The organism is Metaplanococcus flavidus, assembly GCF_042675885.1.
Taxonomy (GTDB): Bacteria; Bacillota; Bacilli; order Bacillales_A; family Planococcaceae; genus Planococcus; species Planococcus flavidus.
Genome location: NZ_JBHTKI010000020.1, coordinates 72,709 through 88,287, shown reverse-complemented (window position 1 = coordinate 88,287; position 15,579 = coordinate 72,709). Strand labels below are relative to the sequence as shown.

General features: G+C 45.1%; 18 protein-coding genes. 9 read left to right on the top strand and 9 right to left on the bottom strand.

What is annotated here, in order from left to right; genetic code table 11:
- Window positions 1-42: 42 nt before the first annotated feature.
- From mug to ACFQ1X_RS12965, 4 genes are all read right to left on the bottom strand, one after another.
- A complete protein-coding gene (mug, locus tag ACFQ1X_RS12980) occupies window positions 43-543 on the bottom strand; it encodes a G/U mismatch-specific DNA glycosylase (protein WP_379082924.1) in 501 nt (166 codons plus the stop codon).
- A 184-nt stretch (window positions 544-727) separates the two neighbouring features.
- Window positions 728-1,165: a VOC family protein gene (locus tag ACFQ1X_RS12975; protein ID WP_144840736.1), complete on the bottom strand. Its 438-nt coding sequence runs from the start codon at window positions 1,163-1,165 to the stop codon at window positions 728-730.
- Between the two features lie 2 nt (window positions 1,166-1,167).
- Window positions 1,168-1,680, bottom strand: a complete 513-nt coding sequence (locus tag ACFQ1X_RS12970) for an SRPBCC family protein (RefSeq protein WP_144840735.1) — start codon at window positions 1,678-1,680, stop codon at window positions 1,168-1,170.
- A 240-nt stretch (window positions 1,681-1,920) separates the two neighbouring features.
- The gene (locus ACFQ1X_RS12965) at window positions 1,921-2,130 is read right to left on the bottom strand and encodes a TM2 domain-containing protein (protein ID WP_144840734.1); all 210 of its coding nucleotides are present in this window, start codon (window positions 2,128-2,130) and stop codon (window positions 1,921-1,923) included.
- A 295-nt stretch (window positions 2,131-2,425) separates the two neighbouring features.
- On the opposite strand from ACFQ1X_RS12965, the gene ACFQ1X_RS12960 reads away from it, so the two are divergent.
- From ACFQ1X_RS12960 to ACFQ1X_RS12945, 4 genes are all read left to right on the top strand, one after another.
- Window positions 2,426-3,115, top strand: a complete 690-nt coding sequence (locus tag ACFQ1X_RS12960; protein WP_144840733.1) for a response regulator transcription factor — start codon at window positions 2,426-2,428, stop codon at window positions 3,113-3,115.
- The gene (locus ACFQ1X_RS12955) at window positions 3,108-4,124 is read left to right on the top strand and encodes a sensor histidine kinase (protein ID WP_379082869.1); all 1,017 of its coding nucleotides are present in this window, start codon (window positions 3,108-3,110) and stop codon (window positions 4,122-4,124) included. The genes ACFQ1X_RS12960 and ACFQ1X_RS12955 overlap by 8 nt, the downstream gene beginning before the upstream one ends.
- A 118-nt stretch (window positions 4,125-4,242) precedes the next feature.
- Window positions 4,243-5,010, top strand: coding sequence for an ABC transporter ATP-binding protein (locus ACFQ1X_RS12950; protein WP_144840732.1), 768 nt, complete (start codon window positions 4,243-4,245; stop codon window positions 5,008-5,010).
- Window positions 5,003-6,985 carry an FtsX-like permease family protein gene (locus tag ACFQ1X_RS12945; RefSeq protein WP_144840731.1) on the top strand — a complete coding sequence of 661 codons (1,983 nt, stop codon included), beginning with the start codon at window positions 5,003-5,005 and terminating at the stop codon, window positions 6,983-6,985. The genes ACFQ1X_RS12950 and ACFQ1X_RS12945 overlap by 8 nt, the downstream gene beginning before the upstream one ends.
- A 10-nt stretch (window positions 6,986-6,995) precedes the next feature.
- Here ACFQ1X_RS12945 and ACFQ1X_RS12940 read toward each other — a convergent pair whose 3' ends face one another.
- Window positions 6,996-7,196 (bottom strand): hypothetical protein, encoded by a 201-nt coding sequence (locus ACFQ1X_RS12940; RefSeq protein WP_144840730.1) that lies wholly within the window; start codon window positions 7,194-7,196, stop codon window positions 6,996-6,998.
- A 110-nt stretch (window positions 7,197-7,306) separates the two neighbouring features.
- Between ACFQ1X_RS12940 and ACFQ1X_RS12935 the strand changes: the two genes are divergently transcribed.
- The 4 genes from ACFQ1X_RS12935 to ACFQ1X_RS12920 all read left to right on the top strand — a co-directional run bounded on the left by ACFQ1X_RS12935 (window position 7,307) and on the right by ACFQ1X_RS12920 (window position 10,580).
- Entirely contained in the window at window positions 7,307-7,984 is a 678-nt protein-coding gene (locus ACFQ1X_RS12935) for a protein kinase family protein (RefSeq protein ID WP_144840729.1), read from the top strand.
- Window positions 7,985-8,142: 158 nt separating this feature from the next.
- Complete coding sequence (locus tag ACFQ1X_RS12930; RefSeq protein ID WP_144840728.1) at window positions 8,143-8,760, top strand: type 1 glutamine amidotransferase family protein; 618 nt, start codon at window positions 8,143-8,145, stop codon at window positions 8,758-8,760.
- Window positions 8,761-9,033: 273 nt separating this feature from the next.
- Window positions 9,034-10,170 (top strand): GGDEF domain-containing protein, encoded by a 1,137-nt coding sequence (locus ACFQ1X_RS12925; RefSeq protein ID WP_144840727.1) that lies wholly within the window; start codon window positions 9,034-9,036, stop codon window positions 10,168-10,170.
- Window positions 10,167-10,580, top strand: coding sequence for an RDD family protein (locus ACFQ1X_RS12920; protein ID WP_144840726.1), 414 nt, complete (start codon window positions 10,167-10,169; stop codon window positions 10,578-10,580). The genes ACFQ1X_RS12925 and ACFQ1X_RS12920 overlap by 4 nt, the downstream gene beginning before the upstream one ends.
- Window positions 10,581-10,727: 147 nt before the next feature.
- On the opposite strand, the gene ACFQ1X_RS12915 is transcribed toward ACFQ1X_RS12920, so the two are convergent.
- From ACFQ1X_RS12915 to ACFQ1X_RS12905, 3 genes are all read right to left on the bottom strand, one after another.
- Window positions 10,728-11,633, bottom strand: a complete 906-nt coding sequence (locus ACFQ1X_RS12915) for a DMT family transporter (RefSeq protein ID WP_144840725.1) — start codon at window positions 11,631-11,633, stop codon at window positions 10,728-10,730.
- A 159-nt stretch (window positions 11,634-11,792) separates the two neighbouring features.
- Window positions 11,793-12,257 (bottom strand): BsuPI-related putative proteinase inhibitor, encoded by a 465-nt coding sequence (locus ACFQ1X_RS12910; protein WP_144840724.1) that lies wholly within the window; start codon window positions 12,255-12,257, stop codon window positions 11,793-11,795.
- A gap of 167 nt (window positions 12,258-12,424) precedes the next feature.
- The gene (locus ACFQ1X_RS12905) at window positions 12,425-13,312 is read right to left on the bottom strand and encodes a fructose bisphosphate aldolase (protein ID WP_144840723.1); all 888 of its coding nucleotides are present in this window, start codon (window positions 13,310-13,312) and stop codon (window positions 12,425-12,427) included.
- A 222-nt stretch (window positions 13,313-13,534) separates the two neighbouring features.
- Between ACFQ1X_RS12905 and ACFQ1X_RS12900 the strand changes: the two genes are divergently transcribed.
- Window positions 13,535-13,954, top strand: a complete 420-nt coding sequence (locus ACFQ1X_RS12900) for a hypothetical protein (protein WP_144840722.1) — start codon at window positions 13,535-13,537, stop codon at window positions 13,952-13,954.
- 73 nt (window positions 13,955-14,027) lie between these two features.
- Here the strand turns inward: ACFQ1X_RS12900 and ACFQ1X_RS12895 are convergent, their stop codons facing one another.
- Window positions 14,028-15,506, bottom strand: coding sequence for a protein adenylyltransferase SelO (locus tag ACFQ1X_RS12895; protein ID WP_144840721.1), 1,479 nt, complete (start codon window positions 15,504-15,506; stop codon window positions 14,028-14,030).
- Window positions 15,507-15,579 lie beyond the last annotated feature (73 nt).

Genomic DNA, 15,579 nt, shown 5'->3' with positions numbered 1-15,579 from the left:
CTATAATTAATATTTAAATATCGATATTTATGTCAGCTGATATTAAAGATATTTTTGCAAGCCACGGTAGATTTCTACAATTTCATCCATCTTCATCCGAACGAGTCCACTCGATGAAGGGGCGACAAATTCAACGATTCCTGAAATAACCGGCTCAGGCTGCTCGCCCCATGGCACTGCACGCTTATTGCTGTATTGCTGATAAACGCCTTTACCGACGAAGCATACCGCTTGCGGCTGATATCTCCTAATTTTTTTCTTCAGTTTCTCTGCGCCGAGTCTATATTCATCCTTTGTGATTTCCGCCGCTTCTTTTGTCGGGCGGACAACAATATTCGTCAATCCGAAGCCGAGCTCAAGCAGCCGGTTATTTTCTTCAGGACGGAATTTCCTTGGAGTCAATCCGGCTTCATGGAGGATTTTCCAGAAGCGGTTATTCGGGTTGGCGTAATGATAACCGGTTTCAGAGGAGCGGATACTCGGATTGAAGCCGATAAACAGGATTTTAAGATTTTTCTCCAAATGGTCAGGAATTGGTTCCAACATAAATTGTTCAGCCTTTCTGTGCAGTTTCTATGTTATTATCTTATCCGATTATGGGAAGAGGGAACAGACGGTGACGACAAGAATGAAAATAATCTATTGCAAATTAAATTTAAAACGGCTTCATCAACTAAGAGGAATCCCGTCTGCCGGGAAAATTCAGGAAGACGGGATCGATTATTTACTATTCGTTTTCCGAGTCCACTGAAATTTGCCACTCAATGCCAAAGCGGTCGGAAACACTGCCATATAACGGACTCCAAAAAGTTTCCTGAAGTTCCATGGAAACTTTTCCGCCTTCAGCCAGCTTGCCAAAAATCGTTTTCGCTTCTTCCTGATCATCAAATGTGATTGTGATGCTGACATTATTCCCTTGCTGGAAAGACATTCCCATACCAGGAGGAACATCGGAAATCATCAGATAGTCTCCGTTTTTTAAAAGAATTTGGGAATTCATCACCATATCTTTCGCTTCATCAGGAATTCCTTCCATGTCTTCTGCATTCGCTTCGCCGTAAGTCACAAGTCCGACCAATTCCGCGCCCAACACATCCGAGTAAAAATGGGAGGCTTCCTGGCCTTGTCCATCGAAATTCAAATAGGGAAAGATTTTCGTAATCATGATTAACCTTCTTTCTCCAATTTTTGTTGGTCGCTCAGGTATTCGGCGAGTCTGTCATAAGTTTCGGACATTCCTTCAACTGCCTGCATATCCAGAAGACGCTGCAATTGTGCTTCAGACTCAAACCGGGTCCGTGAGGTAATGGTCGACCGGTTTTCGTCTTCCGAAAATTTAAGGTGCACCAGCATTTTTGGCATATCGGTCAATTCATTGCCAAATTGATCAGCAAACGCGTCTTCATAAATCAGTTGTTCATAAGGCGTGACATCTTGATAAACGGCTTTCCCCCAGGATTCCTGTCCGTCTTCCGAAGAGCGCATGCAATAATGCCAGATGCCTCCCGGTTCAACTTCCATTTCGTAACTATGAGTGTACCATCCGGTCGGTCCCCACCAGCGTGCTATGTGATCAGGGCTGACATGCGCTTCATAAACCAGTTTTTTTGGTGCATCAAAACTGCGTTCCATAATCAGTTCCCGTCCCTCAATTCTGGTCCGGTCATCCTTTGTCGACATTAGATAGACCTCCTTCTTGCTCAAATGACCGATCGTTTCAGCAGGCTCCTCTCTTCAGATTGACCGGTTTGTCATCTACAGTATAGCGATATTATGAATATAATTAAACAACAATTCTGACAATAAAATTTAGGACGGTCTTTAATATATATGGAGATTCAATTCAGATGCTATGGCATAATTTTTTTACAAAAAAAGCATGCGTACAGACACTGGACGCATGCTCATACAGATTTTATCTTAATATCTCTTGCCATGTTTTCTCTGGAAATCTTCTTCTGAAGACAGCAGATACAATATTCCTTCGATAATTCCGATCACGGCTGGAATGCCTGTCCAGAAAAACAGCAGATAAATCAGGCCAAGGCCAGGTTTGCCCAAATAAAATTTATGGGCGCCAAAGTCTCCGAGAAAGATAGCCAGCAAAGCTGCCGCCAGTTTACTTTTCATTTCGATCATCCTTTCTGCTTATAGGATTGTTTTCCCGAATTGGCGAATTCTAAGCTGTAATTAAAAAATAATCCGAACCGATTTTTACTCAGGGGGCTGAAAGTGAATTCCGTTTTTAAAAGAAGAATCAGGCTTTGAAGATGATTTTTCACAGGTAATGAATTGGGGCGCCTTATTTCTATTTGGAGTCTATAGGCGTCAAATAGAATCCAACTGGTTTGAATCACCAATTTCCGATAGACTGAAGCATAAGAGACGGAAGTACTGGACAGATACATATAAACGGGGTGGCAATATGGTTAAGGTTTTAATAGTGGAAGATGATTTGACGATTGCAGAAGTGCTGCAGTCAGAACTGAAGAAGTGGAATCTGGAAGCAGCGGTGGTGGAGGATTTCAATCGCGTGATGGAAACCTTCACAGAATTAGAACCGCAGCTGGTGCTGCTGGATATTTCACTGCCAGCTTTTAACGGTTATTATTGGTGTCAGGAGATCCGCAAAGTTTCACAGGTGCCGATTATCTTCATCTCTTCGCGCAGTGAAAACATGGATATTGTCATGGGCATCCAAATGGGCGCAGATGATTTTATCCCCAAGCCGTTCGATTTGACGGTTGCGGTTGCAAAAATTCAGGCGTTGCTGAGACGGACCTATGACTTCAACGAATCCGATAATTACCAGAACTTTAACCGTACGGTCTTAAAGCCGGGCGAATCTAAGCTGTATTATGCAGAGCAGGAAGTGGATCTTACCCGTACGGAATTGAAAATCCTGGAGCAATTGTTTATTCAAAAAGGCGAATACGTCATGCGGGAAGACATGATGATCAAGCTGTGGGAAGATGAATCATTCATCGATGACAATACTTTAGCCGTCAATATGGCGAGGCTCCGCAAAAAGCTGACGGGTGTCGGGTTGCCGGATTTCATCCTGACGAAAAAAGGGATTGGCTACGCCTTAAATAAGGAATCTGCAAATGGCTGAGACAACTAAAACACAAATCTTCAAATTGTTCCTCGTTTCAGTGCGTCAGCAGCTGTACTTATTTATCGGCATGGCGCTCGTTTTCGCGAGCATTTTCATACTCGGCAATTTGCCTATCACCCTCTATCTATACAGCATTCAATTGACGCTGTTCTTTTTCGTAATTTATCTGATCATCCAATTTATCCGTTACAGCAGCCGGTATAAGGCAATTCAGCAAGTTGGCGCTGGCCAATCGACCAGAATTGAAGATGTCGCGCATGGAACTGATCCGGCAGACCGAGTCTATTTGGAAAAAATCGTACAGCTGCAGCAGGACATAAGAAATATGGAAAGTGAGCACGCCGAACGGCAGGCTGACCAGATCGATTATTTTACACTTTGGCTGCATCAGATCAAAACACCGATTTCGGCAATCAGTTTATTGAACCAAAGCAGTGCTTCACCTGAATCCAAAAAGATTTCCCAGGAAATATTGCGCCTGGAAGACTACACCCATATGGTGTTGAACTATGTGAAGCTCGAAGAAATCAGTTCTGATATGGACTTGTCTGAAGTCGATCTCGATGGCATCATCAAGAAAGCCGTAAAGAAATATTCGATTCTCTTTATTTACAAAGGGATTAAACTCGATTACGAAACACTTGACGTGAAAGTCCTGTCGGACGGGCAATGGCTGCAGACGCTACTCGAACAAATCTTGTCAAACAGCCTGAAATATACCTCTGCCGGCACGATTTCCATTTATATGGACTCTGAAAAAGAACAGACTTTAATCATAGAAGATACCGGCGCAGGAATTCGTTCCGAGGATTTGCCGAAGATTTTCAATAAAGGTTATTCCGGGCTTAACGGCCGGCTGAACGAAAAATCCACCGGCCTCGGCCTGTTCCTCAGCAGAAAAATCGGCAAGCGCCTTGGCCATAAACTCTCGATTGAATCGGAGCTCGGAAAAGGAACCCGTGTGAAAATTGATCTCGAGAGGGAGCATTTGTCTGTGTTTGACTGAAATAGACGAAAAAAGAAGCAATCTTACGAAACCGTAAGATTGCCTTTCTGTTTGTAAGGATAGGTACAGGCAGTAATTTGCGCAAGGCCGTATCATTAATTGCAAGGAGGGGTTAGCAATGACCTTATTGGAAATCAAAAATTTAAAGAAAATATATACGGCGCGTTTTTCGAATCAGCAGACCGAAGCGCTTGCGGCGGTGAATTTCTCCGTGGAAGAAGGGGAATTCGTGTCGATCATGGGCGAGTCGGGATCCGGGAAAACGACGCTCCTGAATATCATCTCGACATTGGACGATGCCACATCCGGCGAAGTCTACCTGGATGGCACCCCGCTTTCAAAAATCAAAAACAAAGAGATTTCAGCATTTCGCCGCAACACGCTCGGGTTCGTCTTCCAGGATTTTAACTTGCTCGATAATTTCACAATCAAAGACAATATCCTGCTGCCGCTTGTTCTATCGAAAACGCCGATAAAGGAAATGGAGAACCGGTTGATGCCGATTGTACGCAAGCTCGGAATCGAAGCCCACATCGATAAATTCCCATATGAAATTTCGGGTGGACAGAAGCAGCGAGTGGCAGTGGCACGGGCTTTGATTACGCAGCCGAAAATTATTCTGGCGGATGAGCCGACGGGTGCACTGGACTCAAAAGCTTCCCAAAACCTGATGGAAATCCTGCGCGGCATCAACGAAACGGACCAGACGATTTTAATGGTGACGCACAGTACGAGAGCCGCAAGCTTTTCCAAAAGAGTTTTGTTCATACGGGACGGAGCGGTTTACCACGAGATCTACCGGGGTGAAAGATCGGCGGATGAATTCATGGAACGCATTTCAGATTCGCTGAAAGTCCTGTCAAGCCGGGGTGAGGGGGATGAATAACCGCTTTTTCTCATCAATGGCACTGCGCAACATTAAGTCGAACAAGCAATTGTACATTCCTTACCTGTTGTCGTCGACATCGATTATCACCATGTTTTTCCTGATGGTTTCGCTCATGACCAATAAATTCGTGCAGGAGCGCTCGGCTACGCTGCCATACCTGTTCATGATAGGCGTCGTCGTCATTGGCCTCTTCTCGGTAATCTTCGTTCTTTATACGAACAGTTTTCTGATCAAAAGACGGAAAAAGGAAATCGGGCTTTACGGAATTCTCGGCCTGGAGAAAAAGCATGTTGCAAAAATCTTGTTTTTTGAAACTCTTTTCTCCAGCCTGTTAAGTATCGTTGCCGGCTTGCTGGCAGGCCTTTTATTTGGCCGTCTTGTATTTATGCTGCTGAATTTCATGCTGCGGATGCCGAATGACATTGCATATTCGACGTCTCTTCTGAGTTCGGGGGCAACGGCAGCTCTGTTTGTGCTGATCTTTGGAATAACATACCTCTATAATGTCAGCCAGTTTACGTTTGCCAATCCGATCAAATTATTGAAAGGCAAACAGGAAGGGGAAAAAGAGCCGAAAGGTTCACTTATACTTTTCATTCTGGCACTGTTTTTTCTGGGCTGGGGCTATTGGATTTCACTGACGATTCCCGATCCGCTCGCTGCCATTGAACAGTTCTTCCTGGCTGTACTGCTGGTGATTATCGGGACCTATTTGCTCTTTATTTCAGGATCGATATTCATCTTGAAAGCATTGAAGAATAATAAGCGCATTTACTACCGTCCCGGTGCTTTTATTTCCATTTCGGGCATGCTCTACCGGATGAAACAGAACGCGGTCGGGCTGGCGAATATCTGCATCCTGGCTTCGATGGTCATCATTGCGGTATCCACGACGGTCACGATTTATCTGGGATCAGAAGAAACCCTGGAAAACCAATTTCCTTATGAGCATAATGTGAACCTGTTCGGGGACATGGATAATATTGAAGAAATGAATACCCGATTTTTTGAAGTGCAGGATGAGGTTATTGCCTTAACTGAAGAGAGCGGACTGGACGTTGCGGAAATGGAAAGCTACCGTTCTGAAAGCTTGTTCGGTAATCTTGCAGATGGCCGCTTCGTCTTTGAACAGAGTTCGGTTGGCGCTGATTTTCCTGTTTTAATGATGGCTATTCCGCTTGAAGATTTTAATGGGATGACCGGGGAAAATTATACATTGGAAGACGATGAAGCGTTATTCTATCATTCGACAAATACGTACACAAAAGGTGAATTGGCGGTTGGAAACAAAAGCTACAAATTGACTGAAATCGAAAATGAGTTCAGTGCAGACATGGCCTTATCTGAATCTATCGCTATGGTAGTGCCGGATGTTTCGCATCTGCTCGACATCCGCGATGATTTCATGGAAGAATTTCCTGAGTCGGATTATATCACAATCGATGCCGAAATCGGCTGGGACGCTGAAGGGGAAGCAGACCAGAAAGAATCGTTAGTGAACCGTTTGAACAGTGAATATAACGGGGATTCAGGCAGTTTCAGCCTATACCAATCCCGGGAAAACCAGCGGGAAGAATGGTACAGCATCAACGGCGGTTTCCTTTTCCTGGGGATATTCCTCGGATTGCTGTTCACAATCGGAACCTTGCTGATCACGTATTTCAAGCAAGTTTCTGAAGGCTTTGACGACCGCGGCAAATTCCAGATCATGCAGAAAGTCGGCCTGGATGAAGAGATGATCAAAGATTCGACACGATCTCAGCTTGTCTGGATGTTCCTTCTGCCGATTGTAATTGCCACAATTCATGTCAGCTTCGCTTATCCGATTGTCCGCAAATTATTGATGATCTTCGGCGTAACGAATGATATGACCTGGCTGATGACCTTCATCGCAGTGGTGATTACGTTTGCAGCGATTTACTGGATGATTTACCGTGTAACCTCACGTGTCTATTACGGTATTGTAAAATAAGATGGATCCATCAATGGGGCATATAATAATGAAAGCCAACCAAAAGAGAAGCATTGCTTTTTCTTTGGTTGGCTTTTTTTGCTTTTAAAGTAAAGCTTTTCTGTTCTATGGTCTCTTCTGTATCAGAACAGTTCCATAATTGGAATCGGACAGCTGATGCCACCGTTATTATTCTCAAGCCAGGGAACATTTTCGCATTCAATTCCGTCATGATAGGACTCTTGCTTATTGACTTAGATAAAAAAAGTAAGAAAATGAGATTAACAGCATCTGTACAATTTTTCAGTGATTAAATACTTAACAGATATAAGGAGAAATCATATGGATCAAATATGGCAAGAAGCGGCGAAAGCGCTTGCGAAAATTACAGTAACAGCCAGTTCTGATAACGCTCCCGTAAGAATTGAAGGGACTGCTGAAGGATTCCGCTGCATAGGTGTTGGAACAGATGCAGCTGTGTTCCAGTCTTTGAAAATTCCTGAATATGCTTTTAAAATTTATGCAGAGGGCAAGCGGGACAAACTTATTGCGGAAGCAGAAGTGTATGGCCGCATCGGCGCCTCTCCGTATTTTTCATATTGTTATGGATTGGTGGACCGCCTTCTCGTTTTGAAATATGAAGAAGGCCCGACTTTGTTCGACTGCCTGTTACAGGGAATCCCTGTTCCGAAACAGGCTATCCGGGATGTCGAAGACGCAAGAGAGTATATTCGGCAAAAAGGTTTAAATCCGCGCGATATCCACTTGAAGAATATTTTATTGCAAAATGGGCGGGCCAAGTTATTGGATGTCTCGGAATATATTAAACCCGGCAATGATTTCCGGTGGGAACATTTGAAAAAAACTTACGAGGAGTATTATCCTGTCATCGACGGTAAGCCGGTGCCTTTCTGGGTACTCGATACAATCAGGAAATGGTACCATCACTGGAATCGTTATTCGTCGTCATTTGATGAATTCATGCGAATTGTCTCCAATCAGATAAATTACAGGAAATAAAAAACGTGGCCAGCACAAATCAATGACAGCTCAAAAAAGTTCTGCATAAAACTTTCACTCTGCATTTCCGATTTGTTTCATGCATTTGCAGGAATGAAGAGGACAAAACAAGAATAGTTTGTTTATCTATTGTGTTTAAAATGAATGGAGGAAATAGAATGGAATTGCAGGAAGTATTATTTGTAGTGCTGGATCAATATGCTGACTGGGAAGCGGCAGCAATCGCAGCTGCACTGAACGAAGATCCGGAGCAGGGAGAAAAGAAATTCAGCGTTAAAACTGTCTCGGTGGACGGGGAGCCGGTGACTTCAATCGGCGGTTTTACCGTATTGCCGGATTATTCAGTGGACACGGCTCCCGGCGATTTTGCCGGACTGGTCTTAATCGGCGGTAATTCCTGGAGAAAAAACGAAAGCCGAAAAGTGATGGAATTGGTGGAGAAAGCCAGGGAGAAAGATGTTGTAATTGGAGCCATCTGTGACGCGACAGTATTTTTGGGGATGAACGGAATGCTGGACAACGCACCGCATACAAGCAATCATCTTCACGAATTAAAAGAAGTGGCAGCGGGCAATTACACAGGGGAAAAATCCTATCTGGAGCAGCAGGCAGTGAGAGAAGGCAAATTGATCACGGCGAATGGTTCGGCGTATCTGGAATTCGGCAAGGAAGTTTTGTACGCGTTAAACGCTGCACCTGATGAAGAAATCGAAGAATGGTACAGGTTTTTCAAGCTTGGTTACCATGAATTTGTGAAGGGCAAAAGCGAGAATTGAAATCCATTTATTGAAAAGGTCACCGGAATCAAATTCCGGTGACCTTTTCAATTTTACTAGGCAGCTGCCAGTCCTGAATTTATTATTCCCCATCCACCACAATCAGTTTGATTTCAGCAAGAACAGGTGCACAAAGATAATTTCTGTAAGAAAATAAATTACATAATATGTAGTTTCAGCAGGTTTAAAATCACATCTAAAAGGAAAATTCCGATGTATTATTTCCATCAGTACTGGTAAACTGTTCAAGAACTAATAATTAGGAGTTGTACTATGGGGGATTTACTTTTTTTCTTTTTGGAAAATATGGCATTAATTATAGCTTTGATGTATTTGGCTATCAAAACAAAGGAAGCGGTTGCGGTGGATTGGACAAATCCGCTGAAACAACGCATCATCATTTCATCTTTTTTCGGTTTTTTGACACTTTCAATTATGTATAACCCTTTCATGTATGAAGGAATGCGGGTGGATTTGCGGGAAGTCCCGATATTTTTCATTTCTTATGTGGGTGGTTGGCAATACGGAGTGCTGTCCGCGATAATGCCGATTGGATTCCGTGCTTATCTTGGTGGTCCGACGATGGTTGTCGGGATACTTCAATCCATACTTCTTCCAATAATCGTCGGGTGTTTATTCCATGACCAGAAGCGCAAAGACCATTTTTCGAGCATAATGAATATCAGGAAAATGATGGTTGCATTTGTCATTTATGAAGCGGTTAAATCGTTGTGGATGCTTTTTTCGACGCCGGTCAGTTTGCTGATTGTTGTTGCCTTGTTCCTTTTTGCAGCAGTGGCGGTATTCTCAATGGCATTAATCCTTAACAGTGAAAATCGCAGCCGGCTGCTTCGAAAAGAATTGGAGTTTTATTCGAACCGGGATCCGATGACGCATTTGCCGAATATCAGATTTTTTAAAAACAGTGTTGGCAAACTGGTTGATAAGGAGCAGGCGATGGCAATCATCATGCTCGATGTCGATTATTTTAAAGTTTATAATGATACACATGGCCATCAGAAAGGTGATGCCGTATTGCGTTCTGTTGCGCAGATTTTACTGGATTCCATTCAAAAAGAGGATTTTGTGGCTCGCTATGGCGGTGAGGAATTTATCTGTTGTTTCGTTGCGCCTCTGAACCCGGAAGAAGCGGCGGAAATGGCGGATCGAATCCGGAAGAACATCCAGGATTTTCATTTCGAAGGCGAAGAGCAACAGCCGGAAGGCGTTCTGACAGTATCCGTCGGAGTCAGTTATGCAGCTGGTGAAACAGGGCTTGAAGAAATGATTGAAGAAGCCGATCAGTCATTGTATGAGTCAAAACGGCAGGGACGCAACCGGACAACCGTTTTTCCGGGAATCATGGTAGAATCCAATGAAAAGGTATTAATTGAAGGAGGCCGATCATGAATAAGTTAATGAAGAAACGCCTGAAAGCAATGGTGATTGACACAGCCATTTCTATTGGCGTCTCCGTTGCACTGGAACCGCTTGTACGAAACAAACTGAAAAACAAAGTGGCTTATGACGCGTTAGCGCCAACTCTTATATTTTGGGGGCTGGAATATGCGCAGCTGCGTATGAGCGGACAGACAATCGGACATAAAGTGGCGGGCATCGTCATCGACACAACCGACGGCAGCGCACTGAGCTCCGACCAGATCTTGAAACGGCTTATGCACCGTGACTCGGTCAGCACGCTGGCGTATTTGAAAGACCGGGAAAAATATGATTTCTACGAAGGAACCAAATTACCGCACGATTTGTATGCAGATACGGTGGTTAAGGAATATATAAAAGAAACTATGAAGCCAAAATGATAAAAGGAAGCGATTCGCTGTGCGAAATCGCTTCCTTTTTAGTTTGTCGATCCCTGGATAGCCTGTTTTATTCCATCCTATATCGAACTTGCGTGCGTTCAGCAGAATTTCATTGAAAATGAGTGCGCAGTTGATGATTCGATATATTCAAACCTCTACAATCTTGCCGGACAATACGCGCTGTTTCCTGCCAAGCGCATTGACTAGCATGACGCCGGCAATCGCAATGACACCGCCGATCAGCGAAAGTCCGGTCGGCAATTCATGAAGCCACATCCAGGAAACTACAATGGCCACTGCCGGTTCCAGATAAATCAGGCTGGACACCGAGCTGGCATTCGCGAGTGACAGTGCGGTTGCCCAGGTCACATACGCGATGGCGGCGGGAAAAATGCCGACGTACAGAGTCGCGAGATGCGCTTCCATTGTTGCATTCTGCAAGGTGGTCACCAGACCAGGTGAAAAGATCAGGAAGGGTAAGGTGCCTGCCCATGTGAAGTAAGCGGTCAACTCAATCGCCGAGTATTTTTTCAGCAACGGTTTCTGGAAAACAAAGAAAGCAGCGGAAGCGAATGCGGCAATCAATACAAGCAGTGCCCCATTCGTCAAAGTCAGTGCTCCATCGTTCGAACCGTATGCGATAAACAGGATGCCGATAAAGCCGATAGCCATCCCCAACCAGCCGATTCGGGTCAAGCGTTCTTTTAAAACCACCGCTGCGATTAACGCCGTGAAGATTGGACCGGATCCGACAAGCATGCCGGCAGTTCCGGCTGAAATGGTTTCCATTCCGAAAGTCACGAATATATGGTAAACACTGATACCGATCCATCCAAGCACCAGCAGGCGCAGGATATCTCCTTTATGCGGCAATTGGAATTTCACCCCTGGCCAAAGGGCAATAATGATAAATAGTAATGATGCGATCAGAAAGCGGACAAGGACATTTTGCCCCGTATCATAGCCGCCCTGCAGGCCTACACGGATTGCCGCGAAAGATGAGCCCCAGATCACTACTGAAAATAATGCTAAAGAAAATGCTTTTGCGTTCATGAATTCTCCTCCATCAGCCATTCAATCACTTGCAGAACAGCTGCTCCATCTGCAGAAACAAACAGACAGCTTCTATTATATTCTTTTAGTGAAATAATGTCAGCAGCCAGGAGAAATTGAAGAAAAGAAAAAACAGCCTTTGGAAGGCTGTTTCGTGTTTTATTCTATAGTATGTTCAATTTCGACTTCGTATTTCGGGCCTTCCTCAGGGGTCAACCAGGCGGTGATCGTATAGACGCCGGATTCCAAATCCAATGGCGGGATTTCAAATTCATATTCAAGCTTGTCACCGGGCTCCAGTGTTTCCTCCCCGAGCGCCTGAATATAACTGCTTACTGAGGACAAGCGATAAACCTCTTCACCGTCTGCATTGGAAATCGTGTAATCGAAGCGCTGGCCGCTGGTGAAATTGAAAGTCACCGATTCTTCTGTCTGATTGTTGACTGTGTACCGATACAAGTCATCATCCATTTGTTCGAGCACTGCTGTCACCTCATCTTCTACGACTCCATCGGACGAGCCGTTGCCCATATCAGGATTCACTGAATCCGTAGTTCCGCATGCTGCCAAAAACATTGCCAAAGCCAGTACGAAGAATGTGTTCAAAATTTTGTTTGCTTTCATAGTGATTCCTCCCCAGTCTGATAAAGTCTTTTTACTGTTCTTTCCTATTTGACGGAATGACCGGCAGAAAAGTTACAGGAGGGCCAATAATAAAGATTATTGTTTCTCGTCACGATGACAAATTGTATAAAGAAAAAGAGCCCCCATTGGAAGGCTCTTTTTCATCCTCAAGTAATTGACGCAAGATAAATCGTTTTCACGGATTCCTGTATCATCTTATTGAATTCCTCATCCGACTGGCTGGCGCTCAAGCCTTCGGACAAGCCTCTCGAGAAGCTGGCGATCAGGCCTTCATTGGCAGTCAGTTTCAAATTGGCTTCATCGCGGGAATAACCGCCGGAAAGGGCTACAACCCGGACGACGCGCGGATGTTCAATTAATTCTTTATAAAAATTATCTACTGTTGGAATCGACAGCTTGAGCATGACATTTTTGTCGTCGCTCAATTTATTCAGATGATCCAGAAGTTCCTTTTTGAGGATCTCTTCGGATTCAGCTTTATCCTCACTGTGGATATTGACTTCCGGTTCGATGATCGGTACAAGGCCAGCCGCCAAAATTTGATCGGCGACTTCAAATTGCTGTTCGACTACTTTTTTAATGCCGTCAGCATTGGCTTTATTAACTACTGAACGCATTTTTGTGCCAAAAACGTTGCGTTCGTTTGCGCGTTTCAGCAGCTCATCCAAACCGGGGTTCGGCCTCATCAGTTGAACGCCATCTTCTTCATCGGCCAGGCCTTTGTCGACTTTCAGGAATGGCACGACGCCTTTTTGTTCCCAAAGATAATCCGGAGTGTATTGCCCTTCGACTTTCCGGTCCATCGTCTGTTCAAACAGGATGGCGCCGAGAATCGACTCGGAATTGAAGGCGGGTGCTGTCATGACACGTGTGCGCATTTCATGGATCAGATCATACATTTCATCTTCGTTCGAATAAGAATCTTCCGAGACACCGTATTGTGCCAAGGCTTTTGGCGTGCTGCCGCCACTCTGGTCGAGCGCTGCAATAAACCCTTTTCCATTTTTCACGAGTTCAAATTGTTCTTGATTCATTTTCCCAGCTCCTTTGATTAGTTTGAGAGAAACAAAAGTGAAACGTAACACTCTACATTCTGTATTGTATCAATAATTCAGACTTTCATCAAAAATGAGATAGACCTCAGGCGTTCTGAAGCTGCAGGTATGGCCATGATGAAAGGAGGGTATAGTATATGAATGGAAGCAATGTCACGAAAAAGAATTCCGTTTTTTCAATAAAGGACACAGGAGGCAGTCATGCGAAAAATTCACCTGTATTTACTCATATTTCTGATTGCGTTAGTAGGGGCGGCTTGTGGTGAATCTGAACCGGAACAACCAGAGGCGTCCGAAACTTTTATCCAGGTGATAAATAATTCAGCCCGCCAAATCACGTCAATCGAATTGAAACTGTATCAGAATGAAAAGGTCCAGGCATCCCCGACCGCCATGAATGCAGATGAATCGCTGATTGTAATGGAAGATGCTGTTGAATTCGACATCCTTCAACAGGACATTGATTTTGACGAGCCTGTCACCATTGAAGCGGTGGCTATGATCAACGGCGTCGAAGAATCGGCGGGGCAAACGGAACCGATGGAACTCGTACCGGGCGAGAGCTATCAGTTTGAGCTGTCTGGTGACGAGGAACTGCACTTTCGGGAAATGACAGATTAATGGGCGGGGAATTCCAGGCACAAAACGAAAGCCATCGAAGATTCGCCTTCGATGGCTTTTCTCTGTTCGGCTATCAGGTGCCGCAATAAGTTTTAAACGTACGCTCTTCGTCTTCCGGAGGTTCTTGAGTAAATTCGAGTTGTGCATCCTCATAGGCATAGGGATTCTTCACTGCCTTCACCAATTTTTCTGTCAGGCTGTAATCCTGTCTGCTTACTGCCGCTTCCAAAGCCTTCTCGACCAGATGATTGCGGGGGATGATAGCCGGGTTGCTGCTGCGCATCAGTTGCCGGGCAGTTTCTTCGTCTTCTGTCTGCTCAGCCTGTCGCGATCTCCAGGCCGTAAGCCATTCCCCGAATCCTTCTTTGCCGTTGAGCGGTGAATCCTCCATTTTATCCATTGTCAGTGCGCGGAACGTATTCGTATAATCCGCATGATGGTCGTGCATCAATTTCAGTAAATCATCAATCAGTTCTTCGTCTCCTGCTTCATGTCCGAATAAACCAAGTTTTGCTTTCATGCCGGCCGTCCAGACCTCCTGGAATTGATTGCCGAAATCACCCAGCACTTCCTGTGCGAGTTCAACCGCTTTTTCCTGTTCTTTATCAATCAGCGGCAACAGCGTCTCTGCAAATCTGGCGAGATTCCAGCCGGTGATTTTCGGCTGATTGCTGAACGAATAGCGGCCGTACTGGTCAATCGAGCTGAAGACGCGGCCCGGCTCATACGTATCAAGAAAGGCGCACGGGCCATAATCAATCGTCTCCCCGCTGATGGTCATATTGTCGGTGTTCATGACGCCGTGGATAAAACCGGTGAGCTGCCATTTCGAAACGAGTTGTGCATGTCGGGCGATCACATTTCTTAATAAAGCCAGGTACGGATTCTCCTGATTCTTCGCGTTCGGATAATGGTGGTCGATTGCATAATCCGCAAGTGCTTTGAGTTCCTCGAATGTTCCCCACTGGGCGGCATACTGGAATGTGCCGAAACGCAGATGGCTCGAGGCAATTCGAGTCAATACCGCACCGGGAAGGAAAGTTTCGCGGACAACCGGAATGCCTGTCAACGCAACAGCAAGGCTTCGACTTGTCGGAATTCCAAGTCCGTGCATCGCTTCACTGATGATATATTCCCGCAGCATCGGCCCGACTGTTGCGCGGCCGTCGCCTCCTCTGGAATAAGCTGTCTTTCCTGAACCCTTCAACTGGATGTCAAAGCGCTGTCCGCCGGGAGCGACTTGTTCACCGAGCAAGACAGCACGGCCATCTCCGAGCATTGTGAAATTCCCGAATTGATGGCCGGCATATGCCTGGGCAAGAGGTTCTGCGCCTTCCGGAATTTCCGTGCCGGACAGGATATTGACGCCAATTTCAGATTTTAATAGCGTCACGTCAAGTCCAAGCGTTTCGGCCAAATCTTCGTTAAGGATTACGAGCTCCGGCGCACGAGACGGCTCCGGGATTGTGCGTGTGTAGAATTTTTCCGGCAGCTTTAAGTAGCTGTTATCGAAATTCCAGCCGATTGCCGGAATATTGCTTGTGTTTTTCATAAGATCACCTCTTCTTTAAAAATAGTTAAGACTCTCTATTCATTCAGTACCCGATTGGAGGAGAGTGCAATCA